The organism is Streptomyces sp. TRD_SC_5, assembly GCF_056836825.1.
Genome location: NZ_JBWZZS010000001.1, coordinates 1263668 through 1279544, shown reverse-complemented (window position 1 = coordinate 1279544; position 15877 = coordinate 1263668). Strand labels below are relative to the sequence as shown.

General features: G+C 71.6%; 16 protein-coding genes. 11 read left to right on the top strand and 5 right to left on the bottom strand.

Going from position 1 to position 15877, the window contains the following annotated elements; all coding sequences use genetic code 11:
* Positions 1-22 precede the first annotated feature (22 nt).
* The 3 genes from AC1P0E_RS06010 (at position 23) to AC1P0E_RS06000 (ending at position 2080) form a co-directional block, all read left to right on the top strand.
* Entirely contained in the window at positions 23-652 is a 630-nt protein-coding gene (locus AC1P0E_RS06010; RefSeq protein ID WP_482741104.1) for a hypothetical protein, read from the top strand.
* A 367-nt stretch (positions 653-1019) separates the two neighbouring features.
* On the top strand, positions 1020-1544 hold the full coding sequence (locus tag AC1P0E_RS06005; RefSeq protein WP_482741103.1) for a class F sortase: 525 nt from the start codon (positions 1020-1022) through the stop codon (positions 1542-1544).
* A gap of 80 nt (positions 1545-1624) precedes the next feature.
* Positions 1625-2080, top strand: coding sequence for a DUF3574 domain-containing protein (locus tag AC1P0E_RS06000; protein ID WP_482741102.1), 456 nt, complete (start codon positions 1625-1627; stop codon positions 2078-2080).
* Positions 2081-2082: 2 nt separating this feature from the next.
* Here AC1P0E_RS06000 and AC1P0E_RS05995 read toward each other — a convergent pair whose 3' ends face one another.
* Positions 2083-2544, bottom strand: a complete 462-nt coding sequence (locus tag AC1P0E_RS05995) for an ATP-binding protein (RefSeq protein ID WP_482741101.1) — start codon at positions 2542-2544, stop codon at positions 2083-2085.
* A gap of 158 nt (positions 2545-2702) precedes the next feature.
* Between AC1P0E_RS05995 and AC1P0E_RS05990 the strand changes: the two genes are divergently transcribed.
* From AC1P0E_RS05990 to AC1P0E_RS05960, 7 genes are all read left to right on the top strand, one after another.
* Positions 2703-3521 carry a helix-turn-helix domain-containing protein gene (locus tag AC1P0E_RS05990; protein ID WP_482741100.1) on the top strand — a complete coding sequence of 273 codons (819 nt, stop codon included), beginning with the start codon at positions 2703-2705 and terminating at the stop codon, positions 3519-3521.
* Complete coding sequence (locus AC1P0E_RS05985; protein WP_482741099.1) at positions 3518-3763, top strand: DUF397 domain-containing protein; 246 nt, start codon at positions 3518-3520, stop codon at positions 3761-3763. Before AC1P0E_RS05990 ends, AC1P0E_RS05985 begins: the two co-directional genes overlap by 4 nt.
* Positions 3763-4671, top strand: coding sequence for a helix-turn-helix transcriptional regulator (locus AC1P0E_RS05980; RefSeq protein WP_482741098.1), 909 nt, complete (start codon positions 3763-3765; stop codon positions 4669-4671). The genes AC1P0E_RS05985 and AC1P0E_RS05980 overlap by 1 nt, the downstream gene beginning before the upstream one ends.
* Positions 4672-4738: 67 nt before the next feature.
* Positions 4739-5539, top strand: coding sequence for a dioxygenase family protein (locus AC1P0E_RS05975; RefSeq protein WP_482741097.1), 801 nt, complete (start codon positions 4739-4741; stop codon positions 5537-5539).
* Positions 5540-5634: 95 nt separating this feature from the next.
* The gene (locus tag AC1P0E_RS05970) at positions 5635-7029 is read left to right on the top strand and encodes an aldehyde dehydrogenase family protein (RefSeq protein WP_482741096.1); all 1395 of its coding nucleotides are present in this window, start codon (positions 5635-5637) and stop codon (positions 7027-7029) included.
* 20 nt (positions 7030-7049) lie between these two features.
* Positions 7050-8141: a Zn-dependent alcohol dehydrogenase gene (locus tag AC1P0E_RS05965; RefSeq protein WP_482741095.1), complete on the top strand. Its 1092-nt coding sequence runs from the start codon at positions 7050-7052 to the stop codon at positions 8139-8141.
* Positions 8142-8371: 230 nt separating this feature from the next.
* Complete coding sequence (locus AC1P0E_RS05960) at positions 8372-9706, top strand: MFS transporter (protein WP_482741094.1); 1335 nt, start codon at positions 8372-8374, stop codon at positions 9704-9706.
* Between the two features lie 192 nt (positions 9707-9898).
* Here the strand turns inward: AC1P0E_RS05960 and nadE are convergent, their stop codons facing one another.
* The 4 genes from nadE to AC1P0E_RS05940 form a co-directional block, all read right to left on the bottom strand.
* On the bottom strand, positions 9899-10729 hold the full coding sequence (gene nadE, locus AC1P0E_RS05955; RefSeq protein WP_482741093.1) for an ammonia-dependent NAD(+) synthetase: 831 nt from the start codon (positions 10727-10729) through the stop codon (positions 9899-9901).
* A gap of 151 nt (positions 10730-10880) precedes the next feature.
* Positions 10881-11075, bottom strand: a complete 195-nt coding sequence (locus AC1P0E_RS05950) for a hypothetical protein (RefSeq protein ID WP_482741092.1) — start codon at positions 11073-11075, stop codon at positions 10881-10883.
* Between the two features lie 3 nt (positions 11076-11078).
* Positions 11079-11453, bottom strand: coding sequence for an NAD(P)H oxidoreductase (locus tag AC1P0E_RS05945; protein ID WP_482741091.1), 375 nt, complete (start codon positions 11451-11453; stop codon positions 11079-11081).
* Positions 11450-12487 (bottom strand): NADP-dependent oxidoreductase, encoded by a 1038-nt coding sequence (locus AC1P0E_RS05940; RefSeq protein ID WP_482741090.1) that lies wholly within the window; start codon positions 12485-12487, stop codon positions 11450-11452. Before AC1P0E_RS05940 ends, AC1P0E_RS05945 begins: the two co-directional genes overlap by 4 nt.
* A 138-nt stretch (positions 12488-12625) precedes the next feature.
* Between AC1P0E_RS05940 and AC1P0E_RS05935 the strand changes: the two genes are divergently transcribed.
* Positions 12626-15850: an AfsR/SARP family transcriptional regulator gene (locus AC1P0E_RS05935; RefSeq protein ID WP_482741089.1), complete on the top strand. Its 3225-nt coding sequence runs from the start codon at positions 12626-12628 to the stop codon at positions 15848-15850.
* The last annotated feature ends 27 nt before the right edge of the window (positions 15851-15877 follow it).

The window sequence follows — 15877 nt, the reverse complement described above, 5'->3', positions numbered from 1 at the left end:
ATCTCGGCTTGAAGGAGCCCGCATGACCACCTCGACATCTCCTCGCTCCCACGGTGTCCGCTCGGGCACGGCAGCCCTCGCCACGCTGGCCCTCGCAGGGGTGTCCCTGTGGGGCGCGTCGGCGGCGTTCGCCGTGGAGGGCGACAGCGGTGAAATCAAGATCCACAAGACCGGAACCCGCGCCGCCGACTCCAACGACCACTACGAGGTCTGTACGTTCAAGCTGTCCGCGTCCAACTTCGAATCGGTGAAGCTGGTCAACTGGACGGTCACTCCCCCGCAGCCCAAGACCCCCGTCGAGCCCATCCTGTCGGGAGGTCTCGTCATCATGAACGGCAAGGGGGCCACCGCGGACTACTCGCTCCCGGACGGTCACTACCAGCTCAGCTGGACCTTCCCGGGCGGTGTCCCGAAGCAGAAGATCTTCAAGGTCAACTGCGCGAAGAAGCAGGACGACAAGCCCGCTCCGCGCGGCGCCGTACCCGCGGGTGGGGGCGGGGCCGCGGACATCGGCACGGGCACGGGCACGGGCACCGAGACCGAGGAGGGTTCGTCGGCAGCCATGGCGCCCGCCCTGGTCGCGGGTGCTGCGGGAGTGGCCGGGCTGATCTTCGTCCGTCGGGCCCGCCGCCGCGCAAATGGCGCCGCGTAACAGCCGCCACCGCCGTCAGCGTCGCGGTCCGAGCCGGGGCGTCCGCCTCGCTCTGACCGCGACCGTGACGGTGACGCTGGGGACCGGTTTCGTCCGGGGGTGCGGCGAAGCACCCCCGGACGCACCGGTCACCGCAGCTCACGACACGGCTGCTCACGACACGGCCGCCAAGAATCCGGCGCCGGAACCTGCTGCGGATACCGGGAACGCCGCGCAGGTACGGGAACCGGCGCCGGAACAGGTTCCGAAGCCTGTCCCGTCGCCGGTACGCAAGTCGGTACCGGCGCCGGTTCCCTCGCCGCCGGTTCCGAAGGCGGTCCCCACGCCGGTTCCATCGCCGTCGGTCCCGAAGTCCGCCCCGAAGCCGGTGCGGTCGCCGGTACCCAAGCCGGTTCCGAAGCCGGCCCAGGCGGCGCATCCGCCGCTGCCCACCTCGCGACCGCTGAGTGTGGCCGTCCCCGCCCTCACCATCGAGGCGCCCATCGTCGGCCTCGGACTCGACCCGCAGGGCCGCCTGGCCACCCCGCAGGTCGACAACCCCCGGCTGGTCAGCTGGTACCGGGACGGCCCGACCCCCGGAGAGGCGGGGACGTCCCTCCTCGTCGGCCACCGGGACACCCGGACCGGACCGGCCATCTTCCTCAACCTCAACGCACTCGTCCCCGGCGACGTCATCCACGTCGTACGGGAGGACCGCCGGACCGCGGTGTTCACGGTCGACGCCGTGCGTACGTACAAGAAGGAGGCATTCCCCGACGCCGAGGTGTACGGCGCCAGAGCCGGCCGCCCGGAGCTGCGGGTCCTGACCTGCGGCGGCAGCTTCGACAAGAAGACCGGATACGCCTCCAACGTCGTCGTTTTCGCTCACCTCACGGACGTGAAGTACGCGTAACAGTGCCCCTCGACCGGGCCGTCGGTCCGGTCGGGGGGTTTCCGTTTTCGCGCGGACAGCTCCCTCCGAAGGACTGCACCATGCCTCTCCGGATCACACCTGCCCGCCTGGCCACCGCCACCGCCGGGGCACTCCTCGCCGCAGGCGCCCCCGCCGCGTACGCCACGCTCGGCGACGAGGCCCCGGCCGCCACCGCTGCACGAGGGAAGGCGTACGTGGAAACGCGGCTGTTCTTCGGGACCGAGCGGCCCGACGGCGGCCCGGACGTCACCGACAAACAGTTCATGCGCTTCGTCGACCGGCATGTCACACGCCGCTTCCCGGACGGGCTCACCGTGCAGGACGGCCGAGGTCAGTGGCGGGACGCCAACGGCACGATCGAGCGCGAGCGTTCGTACGAGCTGATCCTCCTGTACCCGGCGTCGCAGGCGAAGGCCCGCGACCCGCACATCGAGCGGATCCGCGACGCCTACGAGCGCGCGTACGCCCAGGAGTCCGTGGCCCGCCTCGACGATCCGATCCGCGCCGACTTCTGATCTCACCCGGCCGCCCCCGCCGTCCGGAGCGTCGCCCACACCCTCTTGCCGACCTGCCGCTCGGTCACGCCCCACGACTCGGCCAGCGCCGAGACGAGCAGCAGACCGCGCCCCGCCTCGGCGTCGCCGGGTGGGGTGATGGGCGGCGGTGCGGGCAGGCGGCGTTCGGTGCGGGCGTCGGTGACCTCGATGCGCAGGAGGCCGCCGGCGTCCAGTGCGAGCCGCAGCTCGAAGTCGCGGCCGTTCACGCGCCCGTGGGTGACGGCGTTCGCGGCGAGCTCGGCGACGATCAGCGCGGCGACGTCGGACGAGTCGCTGCCGTACGGGATGCCCCACTGGTGGAGCTGGTGCGCGGCCAGCAGTCGCGCAAGCCGGGCGGCTTTACGCGTGGCGGAGAACCGCTGCCGGAACACACGTACGGTAGCGGGCGGTTGGGCGGCGGACGGCTGAGTCTCGGTATGCATGGGGCCCACCGTGGCGGTCCGCCACCGCCGTTCACCAGCGGACACGTCCGTACGCTGAGCCACCGTACGGACACGTGGTGTAGACGTACGGTGCGGATGTCGTAACCCTGGGTGAGCTGAGTGCGGGGTGATTCACTCACTGGGAGGTGGCCGGGGACATGGAACACGACGAGCCGGAATCATCGGACAGCCTGAAGACTTTCGGGGCTTTCGTCCAGGGGTTGCGGGAGCACGCGGGCTTCACAAGGGAGGAGTTCGGTCCGCTGGTGCAGTTTTCGAAGCACACGATCGAGTCGATCGAGCTGGGGAGGCGGATGCCGGACAGGGACTTTGTGGAGCGGGCGGAGTTGGCGTTGGGTGGGACGGGGGCGCTGCGGAGGGGGTTCGAGCATCTGTCACGGCAGCCGGGGCTGGCGGCGTGGTTCAGGAAGTGGGCGCGGCTTGAGCAGACGGCGGTCAGTCTGGATACGTACGAGTGCAGGCTGGTGCCGGGGCTGTTGCAGTCAGAGACGTACGCGCGTGCCGTGTTCGGCAACAGCATTCCGCTCCTGCTCGACGAACAGCTGGAGGCGCAGGTCACGGCTCGAATGGAACGTCAGCGCATGCTTCATGAGCGGCCTGACACGTCGTTCAGCTTCATTGTTGAGGAGCACGTCTTCCAGCGCCGCCTGGGCGGTACGGAGGTCACGCGTGGGCTCATCGACCATGTGCTGGCCTGTACTGCGCCACGGAACGTAGGACTTCAAGTCATGCCGACGAACAGTGAGTTTCATGCTTGTCTGGACGGGCCCGTGCAGCTGGTGGAGACGCCGGACGGACAGCGACTCGCCTACTCGGAAGGGCAGGAGAACGGCCGATTGATCGCTGACCCGAAAGCGGTCGCCGTACTCCTCCGGCGGTATGCGACACTGCGCTCGCAGGCCCTCTCGCCCAAGGACTCCAGGGGCCTGCTGGAGCGAATGCGAGGAGCGCTATGAGGACCACTGAGCTTGCCTGGTTCAAAAGTAGTTACAGTGGAACGCAGGGCGACAGCTGCGTCGAAGTCGCCCTGTCCTGGCACAAGTCAAGTTACAGCGGGACCCAGGGCGACGACTGCGTAGAGGTAGCCGCCTGCCCCGGCACAGTCCACGTCCGCGACTCCAAGGACAAGTCCGGCCCCGTACTCGCCCTTCCGCCCCGCGCCTGGACGGACTTCCTCGCCCTCGCCGCGCGAGGCTGATGGACGACGGTCCCGTACCACTGCACCGGCTGGAGGTGCCCGCACCTCACCTCCTGCCGTTCGCCATCGGGTCCTTCGACACCATCGGGCCGCTCTCACGAGCGGGGTTCCCGCACCGGCACACCTTCTACGAGATCGTTCACGTGACGGGCGGGACGGGCGCCCACGTCATCGATCTCTCCCGGTGGGAACTGCGCCCTCCGCACCTGTGCTTCGTCGTGCCCGGACAGGTCCATTACTGGGAGGACGTCTCGGATCTCCAGGGCGTCGTCATCCTCTTCACCGAAGACTTCCTCCTCGATCACCCGGCCGACCGTGACGTCCTGCGCAAGCTCGGCGAACGGCCCTGGCTCAGCCTCTCCCACGCCGACACGGCCGACTTCGCCCCGCTCGTCGCGGACATGGAGCGCGAATACGCCCTGGGCCGCCCGCAGTTCGCCGCCGTACTGCGCGCCTTCCTTCACGTCCTGATACTCCGCGCCGCCCGCATGTCCGAGCTCGGCGGTGGCGACGGTCCCGGCAGCCCGCGTCGGGCGGATGCCGTCGCGCAGGAGTTCGTACGGTTGCTGGCCGGCCCGGGGTCCGGCGTCCGGTCGGTGCGGTCCTGGGCCTCGCAGATGGGGGTGACCGTCGGGTATCTCAACGAGGTCGTCAAACACGTCACCGGCCGTACTCCCGGTCAGCTCGTCCGGCAGACCAGAACCCACGAGGCCAAGCGGCTGCTCGCGCTGACCGACCTGACCGTACGGCAGGTGGCGAGGGAGGTCGGATTCTCCGATCCCGCGTACTTCTGCCGGTACTTCCGGAGGGAGACGGGTCTCAGCCCCAGCGAGTTCCGGCGGGGCAGCGGTGCTTTGCACCACGACTACCGCATTCCGTCCATCGACCACCCCCGGCCTCCTGCGTAGCTTCGAACCGGATCACATCCCCGATCCCGTTCCGATCCGAAGACCTACCTCCTCAAGGAGTCCGTCGATGGACCACGGCAATCACCCCAGCCGCAAGACCGTACTGAAAGCCGCCCTCGCCGCAGGCGCCTCGGTGCCGATCGCGATGGTCGGCGTACCGGCGCTCGCGCGGACCGCGCGCGACAGCGGCGGGCTCCCCGCCTTCACCCCGGCCTGCGACGACGATCCGACCCCCGCGCAGACCGAAGGGCCGTACTTCAAGCCGAACTCGCCGCGCCGTACCTCACTCGTCGACGCCGGCACCCAAGGCGTCCGGCTGTCCGTCACCGGCTTCGTCTTCGGCGCGGCCTGCCGACCGATCGCGAACGCCCTGCTGGACTTCTGGCAGGCGGACACCAACGGGGCGTACGACAACAGCGGCTTCCGCTTCCGTGGGCACCAGTTCACCGACGCGCAGGGGGCTTTCGCGCTCACGACCATCGTGCCGGGACTGTATCCCGGGCGTACGCGCCACATCCACGTCAAGGTGCAGGCGCCCAGCCGTCCAGTCCTGACGACGCAGCTGTACTTCCCGGGGGAGCCGCGCAACAACACCGACGCGATCTTCGACCCCGAGCTGCTGATGACGGTCCGGACGAACGGTCCGGCGCGCGAGGCGAGCTTCGACTTCGTACTGAACGTGCCGCAGTCGCCGGGGCCCGGCGACCCGTCCGACCCGCCGACCGGTGGCGCCTGGAAGGCCGGGGCGGCGTACCGGGCGGGGGACAGGGCCACCTGCACCGGCCGTTCCTACGCCTGCCTCCAGGCGCACACCGCCCAGGCGGGCTGGGAGCCGCCGAACGTCCCGGCCCTCTGGCGGGCGCTTTAGGTCACTCGGTACTTTGGGCCCTGGCGCCCAAAAACTAACAGCGCTAGTTTGGGGTGCGGACGACAACGGCATTTCAGCGGCTCTGGAGGATTGCGATGAAGGCCCACGACGCGATGTACATCGGTGGCCAGTGGCGGCCCGCCGCAGGTCAGGACACGATCACGGTCGTGAACCCGGCCGACGAACAGGTCATCGGCCAGGTCCCGGCCGGTACCGCCGAAGACATCGACACGGCCGTACGGGCCGCACGCGACGCCTTCGCCGGCTGGGCCGCGACCCCGCCCGCCGAGCGCGCCGCGAAGATCGCCGCACTGCGTGACGTGCTGGTGGCCCGCAAGGACGAGATCGCGGAGACCGTCACGGCCGAGCTGGGCGCGCCGCTCGGCTTCTCGCAGATGGTGCACGCGGGCGTGCCGATCATGGTCGCCGGTTCGTACGCCGAGCTGGCCGCGACGTACTCCTTCGAGGAGAAGGTCGGGAACTCGACCGTGCTCCTGGAACCGGTGGGCGTGGTCGGCGCGATCACGCCGTGGAACTATCCGCTGCACCAGATCGTCGCGAAGGTGGCCCCCGCGCTCGCCGCCGGCTGCACGGTCGTACTCAAGCCCGCCGAGGACACCCCGCTGACCGCTCAGCTCTTCGCCGAGGCCGTGGACGAGGCGGGCATCCCCGCCGGTGTGTTCAACCTGGTCACCGGCCTCGGTCCGGTCGCCGGTCAGGCGCTCGCCGAGCACGAGGGCGTGGACCTGGTGTCCTTCACCGGGTCCACGGCCGTGGGCAAGCAGATCGGCGCGACGGCGGGCGCGGCCGTCAAGCGCGTCGCGCTGGAACTGGGCGGCAAGTCGGCCAACGTCATCCTGCCGAGCGCGGACCTGGCCAAGGCGGTGAACGTGGGCATCGCCAACGTCATGGGCAACTCCGGTCAGACGTGCAGCGCCTGGACCCGGATGCTGGTCCACGAGGACCAGTACGACGAGGCGGTGGCAGTCGCCGCCGCCGCTGTGGCGAAGTACACCGTCGGAGACCGCGTCGGCCCGCTGGTCAACGCCAAGCAGCAGGCCCGAGTGCGCGGCTACATCGAGGCGGGTGTCGAGCAGGGCGCACGCGTCGTCGCGGGTGGTCCCGAGGCTCCGCTCGACAAGGGTTACTACGTCGCCCCGACCGTCTTCGCGGACGTCACCCCGGACATGACCATCGCCCAGGAAGAGATCTTCGGCCCGGTCGTCTCCATCCTCAAGTACGCCGACGAGGCCGAGGCGCTCCGGATCGCGAACGGGACTGTCTACGGTCTCGCGGGCGCCGTCTGGGCGGCGGACGACGCGGAGGCCGTGGCCTTCGCACGCCGTATGGACACCGGGCAGGTCGACATCAACGGCGGGCGCTTCAACCCGCTCGCGCCCTTCGGCGGCTACAAGCAGTCGGGCGTCGGCCGCGAGCTGGGGTCGCACGGCCTTTCCGAGTACCTCCAGACCAAGTCCCTCCAGTTCTGAGCCCGGGAGCAACGCACACCATGGCCCGCGTCCGAGTCCGCGCCGCAGTCCTGTCCGCCGTCGGCGCTCCACTGGAGATCACCGACATCGAGCTTCCGGAGACCGGTCCCGGCCAGGTGAGGGTCCGTCTCGCCGCCGCCGGGGTCTGTCACTCCGACCTCTCCCTGTCCAACGGCACGATGCGTGTGCCGGTCCCCGCCGTACTCGGCCATGAGGGCGCCGGCACCGTCGTGTCCGTCGGCGAGGGCGTCACGCATGTCGCTCCCGGCGACCCGGTCGTCCTCAACTGGGCGCCGTCGTGCGGGACCTGCCACCACTGCGGCATCGGCGAGGTGTGGCTGTGCGCCAACGCCCTGTCCGGCGCCGGCAACCTGTACGCCCGTACCGCCGACGGCACCGACCTCCATCCGGGCCTGAACGTCGCGGCGTTCGCCGAGGAGACCGTCGTCGCCGCGAACTGTGTCCTGCCGGTGCCCGACGGCATCCCGCTCACCGACGCGGCGCTGCTGGGCTGCGCGATCCTCACGGGTTACGGGGCCGTGCACCACAGCGCGCGGGTCCGCGAGGGCGAGTCGGTGGCGGTCTTCGGAGTCGGCGGGGTCGGTCTGGCCGTCCTCCAGTCGGCCCGTATCGCCGGTGCGGGGCAGATCGTCGCCGTCGATGTCTCCCCCGAGAAGGAGGAGCTGGCGCGGGCGGCCGGAGCGACGGACTTCGTGATCGCGTCCGAGACCACGGCCAGGGAGATCCGCAAGCTCACGGGCGGGCAGGGGGCGGACGTCGCCATCGAGTGCGTGGGCCGGGCCGTGACGATCCGTACGGCCTGGGACTCGACCCGTCGCGGCGGGCGCACCACGGTCGTCGGCATCGGCGGGAAGGACCAGCAGGTCACCTTCAACGCCCTGGAGATCTTCCACTTCGGCCGTACGCTCTCGGGCTGTGTGTACGGCAACTGTGACCCGGCGCGCGACCTGCCCGTACTCGCCGAGCACATCCGGGCCGGCCGCCTGGATCTCGGCAGCATGGTCACCGAACAGATCGGGCTCGACGGCATCCCGGCCGCATTCGACAACATGCTCGCGGGCAAGGGCGGCCGCGCACTGGTCGTCTTCTAGGACGCTCACTCCCCATCACCCCGGCCGCCTTCGCGCGGCCGGGGTGCTCGTGCTGCGTGCGCGCACGCTGTTGCGGCCCCGGGAGGGGGGCGTCGGAAAGTCTGGATGCCAGACCCGTTGACCTCCGTACCATCCGGTCGGTACGGTCCGGCACATCTCGGAGCCACCCCCCACTTCCGTCCCCGCTCCCGTCCCCTCTTTCACCCCGCACCCACCGGAGTGTGCACCGCATGGACACGGCATCTTCCCCGCTCACGGGCACCACGGCAGCCACGCCGGACGACCGGAACCGGCGCAAGGTGGCAACCGCCGCCGCCCTCGCCTCCGCCGTCGAGTGGTACGACTACTTCGTCTTCGGCATCGCCGCGGCTCTCGTCCTCGGCGACCTGTACTTCCCGTCCGGCAGCTCGTCGGCGGGCGTACTCGCCGCCTTCGCGACCTTCGCCGTCGGCTTCCTCGCCCGCCCTGTCGGCGGCGTCATCGCAGGCCATTTCGGCGACAAGCGCGGCCGCAAGCCGATGCTTGTCCTGGCCCTGACCCTGATGGGCCTGGCCACCACCGGCATCGGCCTCCTGCCGACGTACGAGACCATCGGAATCGCGGCACCCGTCCTGCTCGTCCTGCTCCGCATCGTGCAGGGCATCGCGGTCGGCGCCCAGTGGGGCGGGGCGATGCTGATGGCCACGGAGTACGCCCCCGAGGGCAAGCGGGGCCTGTACGGCAGTCTGGTGCAGCTCGGCGTTCCCATCGGCGTCGTCACGGCGAACACGGTCTTCCTCGTCGCGGGCGCCATGACGAGCGAGAGCGCGTTCACCTCGTGGGGCTGGCGGGTGCCGTTCTTCGTCGGCGTGCTGGTGCTGGTGCTGGCCTGGTACATCCACACGCGGGTGGAGGAGACGCCGGCGTTCCGGGAGGCCGAGCGTGCGCTGGCCGAGCAGGAGAAGGGCGCGGCGCGCTCTCCACTCCGTACGATCCTGACCAAGCACCTCGGCACGGTCTTCCTGGCGGGCGGGTCCTTCGCCGTCAACACCGCGACGTTCTACATCATCATCACCGGGGTCCTGGACTACGCGACCCGCGAACTGGAGATGGAGCGCAGCGCGGTCCTCATGGTCTCGCTGTGCGTCAGCCTGACGCAGCTGGTGCTGATCCCCGCGTCGGCGGCGCTCTCCGACCGCATCGGCCGGCTGCGGATCTACGCGCTGGGCGCGGTGGGGCTGCTGGTGTGGGCCGTTCCGATGTTCCTGCTGATCGACACGAAGTCGCTGCTGTGGCTGGCGGTCGGGACGTTCGTGACGAGCTGCTTCCTCAGCATCATGTACGGGCCCCAGGCGGCGCTGTTCGCGGAGCTGTTCACGGCGGAGATGCGGTACACGGGGGCCTCGCTGGGGTACCAGATCGCGGCGGTGTTCGGGGGTGGGCTGGCGCCGTTCATGATGGTGCTGCTGCTTGAGGCGACGGGTACGTCGATGGCGGTGTCGGCGTACATCATCGGGCTGGCGGTGATCGCCCTGATCTCGATCAGGATCCTGTCGAATCGGGCCCGCGCGGCGGCGGCCGGCTAGGGAGTGGGGCAAGCTCCCAGACCCCCGGACGGGCTGGACGTTGCCGCAAGGAAGTCCAGCCCCTCCGGCGTTTGAGGAGCGGGGTCTGGGGCAGCGCCCCAGTTCGGGAAGGGGCGGGTAGGGGAATGCGCCGCAGTCACCCCCGCCGGCGCACCGGCACCCGCGCACCCGCACCGCACCCGCACACCCGCCCTACGGGCCGACAGGCAGCCGGCGCTTGTGGTCGGTGAGGCGGTAGCGGCGGACGATCGTTTCGAAGGCGCGCTCGTCCACCGGCTTGCCCTCCAGGAAGTCGTCGATCTCCTCGTACGTGACCCCGAGCGCGTCCTCGTCGGCCTTGCCCGGGTCGAGGGTCTCCAGGTCGGCCGTCGGGACCTTCCACACCAGCTCGGCGGGCGCGCCCAGCGCGTCCGCGACGGCGCGCACCCGGCGCTTGGTCAGGCCGGTCAGCGGGACCAGGTCGGCGGCCCCGTCGCCGAACTTGGTGAAGAAGCCGGAGACCGCCTCGGCGGCGTGGTCGGTGCCGACGACCAGGCCGTCGTGCGCGCCGGCCACCGCGTACTGGGCGATCATGCGTTGCCGGGCCTTGATGTTGCCGAGCACGAAGTCCTGGTGGTGGGCGTCGCGGAAGCTCACGTCGGCGGCCAGCGCGGCCTCGAACGCGGCGTCGCTCGCGGGCTTGATGTCCACGGTCAGTACGTGGTCGGCCCGGACGAAGGAGAGCGCGAGCTGGGCGTCGTGCTCGTCGGCCTGGACCCCGTAGGGCAGCCGCATCGCGTAGAACCGCGCCTCGTGCCCCGCGGCCCGGGCCCGCTCGACGGCGAGCCGGCACAGCCGGCCGGCGGTGGTGGAGTCGACGCCGCCGCTGATGCCGAGCACGAGGGAGCGCAGACCGGTGGAGGTCAGTCGCTCGGCGAGGAAGGCCACCCGGCGTTCGACCTCCCGCTCGGCCTCGAAGGTCTCGGCGACCTGGAGTTCCCGGGCGATCTCCTGCTGCAGGGCGATGGACGCCGGCTCGCTCACGTCTGCTCCTTGTTCCGGTTCACGGTGTGCTGTCGCGCCCACCCTACTTAGCCCCGGCAGCCGGCGTGACTGCCCATTCGGCACACTCGCCAAGAACCAGCGCGGCGGGCCCCGGCAGCACCCGGCGCCGCACCGCACTCACGCCCCCCGCCTACCCCCCAACCGCGTCCAGCGCCGCATCCGCCTCCTTCAGCGCAGCCGCCCCCGCCTTCAGCGAGTCGTACACGAAGTGCACCTTCGCATCCTCGATGCCGCAGAACTCCGAGATCCCGACCCGTAGCTGCCGCCCGACCATCTCTTCCCACCCCAGCTCCGTGAACTGCTCCTGCTCGTAAGCGGCCGGCACGAGCTACAGCATCCGCTTGCCGCGCAGCCGGGGCGCGCTGCGCCCGTACGCGAAGCCGTAGTTCCACACCCGGTCGATCCAGCCCTTGAGGATGGCCGGCGGCCCGAACCACCACAGCGGGAAGACCACGACGATCGTGTCCGCCGCCTCGATGCGCCGCATGTGCGCCCGTACCTCGGGGGAGTAGACCTTCTCCCGGTCGTCCCAGTCCGGCTCGTCGGCCGGGGTCATCCGCGGGTCGAAGCCCTCGGCGTGCAGATCGAGTACGTCGACGCCGAACCCGTCCGCCGCGAGGCGGGCACGGGCCCGCTCCGCGAGCTGCGCGGTGAGCGAGTCGGAGCGGGGATGTGCGACGACCACCAGTGCGTGCTTGCTCATCGCCGACCGCCCTCGGCGCCGAGACGGACCAGCATCTTGCCGGTGTTCGCCCCGCGCATCATGCCGAGGAACGCGGCCGGCGCCTGCTCGATGCCGTCGGTCACGGTCTCCTCCGTACGCAGCGAACCGTCGGCGAGCCAGCCCGCCGCCCTGCCGATCCACTCGGGGAAGAGCTGGAAGTAACTGCTGACGAGCATGCCGCGCAAGGTGACTTCCCGGGCGGCGGCCTGGAAGAGGTTGTCGGGACCCGGCGCCGGCTCGGTCGCGTCGTAACCGCTGATCGCGCCGACGAGCGCGATCCGGCCACCACCGCGCATCGCGCCGATCGCCGCCTGGAGATGGTCCCCGCCCACGCTGTCCAGGTAGACGTCGATGCCGTCGGGGGCCGCCTGGGCGAGCTGCTCGGTGAGGGCGCCCAGGCGGTGGTCGACGGCCGCGTCGTAACCGAAGCCGTCGAGCAGCTTCTTGGTCTTGGCCGGGCCGCCCGCCGACCCGATCACCCGGGACGCGCCGAGCTTCCGCGCCAGCTGCCCGGCGACACTGCCGACCGCCCCCGCGGCGGCGGACACGAACACCACGTCGCCCTCGCGGACCGGGGCGACCCGGGTGAGCGCTGCGTACGCGGTCAGGCCGGTGGTGCCCAGTGCGCCCAGGTAGTCCTGCGGGTGGGCCAGGGACGGGTCGACCACGGTCGCCGCCGCCGCGTCGAGGACGGCGTACTCGCGCCACCCCAGGAAGTGCGAGACGGTCGAGCCGACGGGGATCGAAGCGTCGCGGGAGACGACCACTTCACCGATCGCGCTGCCGTCCATCGCGGTGTCGAGGGCGAAGGGCGGGATGTAGGAGGGGACGTCGTTCATCCGGCCGCGCATGTACGGGTCGACGGACATCCAGGTGTTACGGACGAGGATCTGGCCCTCGGCGGGCTCCGGTACGGGGGTGCTGACGAGGGCGAAGTCCTCGGGGACGGGGGCGCCGACGGGGCGGGAGGCGAGCCGGATTTCCCGGGAGACGGTGGAGACGGTCTCGGACATGCTGTGCACTTCCTCTTCGGCTGGTACTGCTTCGGTCGGGCTGATGTGAACACCATGGAGCGGGTCGCGCACGAGCCACTGACGGGCCGCGCACGACCGCCCAACAGCCCCGCGTGCGCACGGATTAGCGTGGGCGCCATGCGATTCGAAGTGCTGGGCCCGCTGAACGTGACGACGGACGACGGCTCATCCGTCGCCGTGCCCGAGCCCAAGGTCCGGGCGCTGCTCGCCTGTCTGCTGGTGCGCCATGGCCGGCCCGTCCCCGTGGACCGGCTGATCGACGACCTGTGGGGCGAGGACGCCATGCCGGGCAATCCCGGCAACTCCCTCCAGACCAAGGTCTCCCAGCTGCGCAGGACCCTGGAGAAGGCGGAGCCCGGCGCCCGCGCGCTGGTGGAGTACGGTCCGGCCGGTTACGCACTGCGCGTCGCGGACGAGGCGGTCGACGCGGCCCGGTTCGGCGCCCTGGCCGCCCGTGCCCGCGCGGCCGGTGACGAGCGCACGAAGGTGGTGTTGCTGGCGGACGCGCTGGGCCTGTGGCGGGGGGACGCGTACGCGGACTTCCGCGACGCCGGGTTCGTACGGGCGGAGGCGGCCAGGCTCGAGGAGCAGCGGCTCACGGTGGGGGAGGAGCTCGCCGAGCTGCGTCTGGCGCTGGGCGAACACCGTTCGCTGGCCGACGAGTTGGCGGGCACGGTCGCGGACCACCCCCTGCGGGAGCGGCTGCGGGCCGTGCACATCCGGGCCCTCTACCGGGCCGGGCGCCCGACGGAGGCGCTGGACTCCTACCACGACCTGAAGCGGCGCCTGGCGGACGAACTGGGCCTGGACCCCGGCGCCGAACTGACCGCCCTGCACCAGGCGGTACTGGAACAGGACCCCGCACTGGCGCCCGGGCCCGACGGCCCGGCCGCCGCCGACGCGCGACCGCCGCGTACGAACCTGCCCGCGCCGGTGACCGGGCTGGTCGGGCGCGAGGACGCGGTGGCCCGGGTGTGCGAGCTGGCCGTCGACGGCCGGCTGGTGACGCTCACGGGCCCCGGCGGGGTGGGCAAGACGCGCCTGGCGCTGGAGGCGGCGGCGCGGCTCACCGATGCCTTCGCGGACGGCGTGTGGCTCGTGGAACTCGCGGGCGCGCGTTCCGGCGAGGCGGTTCCGGCGGCGTCGGCGGCGTCGGCGGCGTCGGCGGTGTCGGTGGTGTCGGTGGTGGAGACCGTGGCAGCAGCTCTCGGCATACGCGACGACACCGCGCCCGGCGTAGGCGTCGGCGTCGCCCCGGGCCCAGCCTCCGCCCCCCGTGCCGCGCTGGACCGTCTCGCCGGAGCGATCGGAACCCGGCGGCTGTTGCTCGTACTGGACAACTGTGAGCACGTCGTCGAGCAGGTCGCCGCCCTCGCCGAACAGCTCCTGCGACGGGCGCCGGGCCTGCACATCATCGCCACCAGCCAGGAGCCCCTGGCCATCGCGGGCGAGATGCTCGACGCGGTGGCTCCACTGGCCGAGGCCGACGCCGTGCGACTCTTCGCGGCCCGCGCGGCGGCGGCCGCCCCCGGCTTCGTACTGGACGACGGGAACACCGAAGCCGTCGCCCTCATCTGCCGCCGGCTCGACGGCATACCGCTCGCCCTGGAACTCGCCGCCACCCGCGTACGCGCTCTGGGCGTCCACGCCCTCTCCGACCGCCTGCACGACCGCTTCCGGCTCCTCAACCAGGTACGCCGAGACGCCCCGGCCCGCCAACGCACTCTGCGCGCGATGATCGACTGGAGCTGGGAACTGCTGACCGGCCCCGAGCGGAGCGTCCTGCGCCGACTGGCGGTGTTCCGGGGCGGGTTCGGCCTCGACGCGGCCGAAGCGGTGTGCGCGGCGGAGGACGTACGTACCGATGAGGTACTCGACATCGTCACCCGCCTCGTGGACCGCTCGCTGGTGGTCACGGTCGACGGAACGTACGACACGTACGACGCCCGCTACCGGATGCTCGAATCCGTGACGGCGTACAGCAGGGAACGGCTGGAGGAGGCGGACGAATCCCTGCCGGTACGGCTGCGTCACGCGGCCCACTGTGCCGACCTGCTCGAACGGACCGAGCCCCGCCTCTACGGCCCCGACCAGCGCCGCTCGCTGCGCACGCTCGACAGCGAAACCGCCAATGTGCGCGCCGCGCTGGACACCGCCGTGGAACAGGGCGACGCGGCGCTCGCGCTGCGGCTGGTCAACGCGATGTCCTGGTACTGGTTCCTGCGCGGGCGCCTCGGCGAGGCGTGCCGGGCGCTGGATCTCGCGCTCGGCTGCGCGGGCGGGCCGGCGCGGGACCGGGCCGGCGCCGGGGCCAGGCGCGCGGCCTTCGCTCTGCTCACCGGGGACGATTCGCTGCTCGGCGAGACCTTCGACGCGGCGGATCCGCGGGCCCGCTGGCTGCTGGAGATCGCGCGGTGCGGATTCGAGGGCGAGGCGGCCGAGGACAACGTGCAACTCGCGGGGCTGTTGGCCGAGTTCAGGTCCGGCGGCGATCGCTGGGGCGTGGCGGCGGTACTGTCCGCCCGTGCGACCAGGGCCGGCTACCGGGGCGACCTGCCCGCGCTGCGCGCCGGCGCGGAGGAGAGCGCGGCACTCTTCGGCGAACTCGGTGACCGGTGGGGTCAGTTGCGCTCCTCGGAGCATCTCGGCGTACTGGCGGAGATCGCCGGGTCGTACGAGGAGGCGGCCCGTCTGCACCAGGAAGGCGTACGCAGCGCGCAGGAACTGGAGCTGTGGACCGACGTGTCCTTCCGGCTGGCCCGGCTGGGCCGCGTCGCGCTGCTGACCGGCGACGACGCGCGCGCCACCGATTATCACGAGCGGGCCCGGCGGCTCGCGGCGGAGCAGTCCCACGGCCCCGCCGAACAGTTCGCCGAGACGGGCCTCGCACTCGGCGCCCGTCGCCGGGGCGATCTCGACACCGCCGAGAAGCACCTGCTCCCGTGGCTGGAGTGGAACCGCCGCCTGGGCGTCGACTCCGGCGCCGCGCTGATCCTGGCGCAGCTCGGTTACGTCGCGGAGCAGCGCGGGGACGCGGAGGGTGCGCTGGCACTCCACCGGGAGGGCTTGGCGGCGGCCCGCAGGACCGAGGACCCCCGTGCGGTGGCTCTGGCCCTGGAGGGCTTGGCCGGCGCGCACGCGGCGGCGGGTGCGGCGACGCCGGCCGCGGAACTCCTGGGCACGGCCGCCGCGCTCCGCGCCTCTGTGGACGCGAGTCTGCCGCCGGCTGAACGCGCCGACGTGGACAGGGCGGCGGCGCGGGCGAGGGCGGTGCTGGGCGAGGCGGCGTTCACCGAAGCGATGTCCCGCGGCCGGACCTCGCCCCCGGAGTCCCACGGCTGACCCTGCGGCGCCTGCCTTTTCCCCTAT

What these genes read in the sequence shown, in the direction of transcription:
- AC1P0E_RS05945 (WP_482741091.1), bottom strand. Translation starts at nt 11,453, where the DNA reads ATGAGCAAGCACGCACTGGTGGTCGTCGCACATCCCCGCTCCGACTCG.
- AC1P0E_RS05980 (WP_482741098.1), top strand. Translation starts at nt 3,763, where the DNA reads ATGGACGACGGTCCCGTACCACTGCACCGGCTGGAGGTGCCCGCACCT.
- AC1P0E_RS05990 (WP_482741100.1), top strand. Translation starts at nt 2,703, where the DNA reads ATGGAACACGACGAGCCGGAATCATCGGACAGCCTGAAGACTTTCGGG.
- AC1P0E_RS05975 (WP_482741097.1), top strand. Translation starts at nt 4,739, where the DNA reads ATGGACCACGGCAATCACCCCAGCCGCAAGACCGTACTGAAAGCCGCC.
- AC1P0E_RS05960 (WP_482741094.1), top strand. Translation starts at nt 8,372, where the DNA reads ATGGACACGGCATCTTCCCCGCTCACGGGCACCACGGCAGCCACGCCG.
- AC1P0E_RS05985 (WP_482741099.1), top strand. Translation starts at nt 3,518, where the DNA reads ATGAGGACCACTGAGCTTGCCTGGTTCAAAAGTAGTTACAGTGGAACG.
- AC1P0E_RS06010 (WP_482741104.1), top strand. Translation starts at nt 23, where the DNA reads ATGACCACCTCGACATCTCCTCGCTCCCACGGTGTCCGCTCGGGCACG.
- AC1P0E_RS05940 (WP_482741090.1), bottom strand. Translation starts at nt 12,487, where the DNA reads ATGTCCGAGACCGTCTCCACCGTCTCCCGGGAAATCCGGCTCGCCTCC.
- AC1P0E_RS05965 (WP_482741095.1), top strand. Translation starts at nt 7,050, where the DNA reads ATGGCCCGCGTCCGAGTCCGCGCCGCAGTCCTGTCCGCCGTCGGCGCT.
- AC1P0E_RS05995 (WP_482741101.1), bottom strand. Translation starts at nt 2,544, where the DNA reads ATGCATACCGAGACTCAGCCGTCCGCCGCCCAACCGCCCGCTACCGTA.
- AC1P0E_RS06000 (WP_482741102.1), top strand. Translation starts at nt 1,625, where the DNA reads ATGCCTCTCCGGATCACACCTGCCCGCCTGGCCACCGCCACCGCCGGG.
- AC1P0E_RS05970 (WP_482741096.1), top strand. Translation starts at nt 5,635, where the DNA reads ATGAAGGCCCACGACGCGATGTACATCGGTGGCCAGTGGCGGCCCGCC.
- AC1P0E_RS05935 (WP_482741089.1), top strand. Translation starts at nt 12,626, where the DNA reads ATGCGATTCGAAGTGCTGGGCCCGCTGAACGTGACGACGGACGACGGC.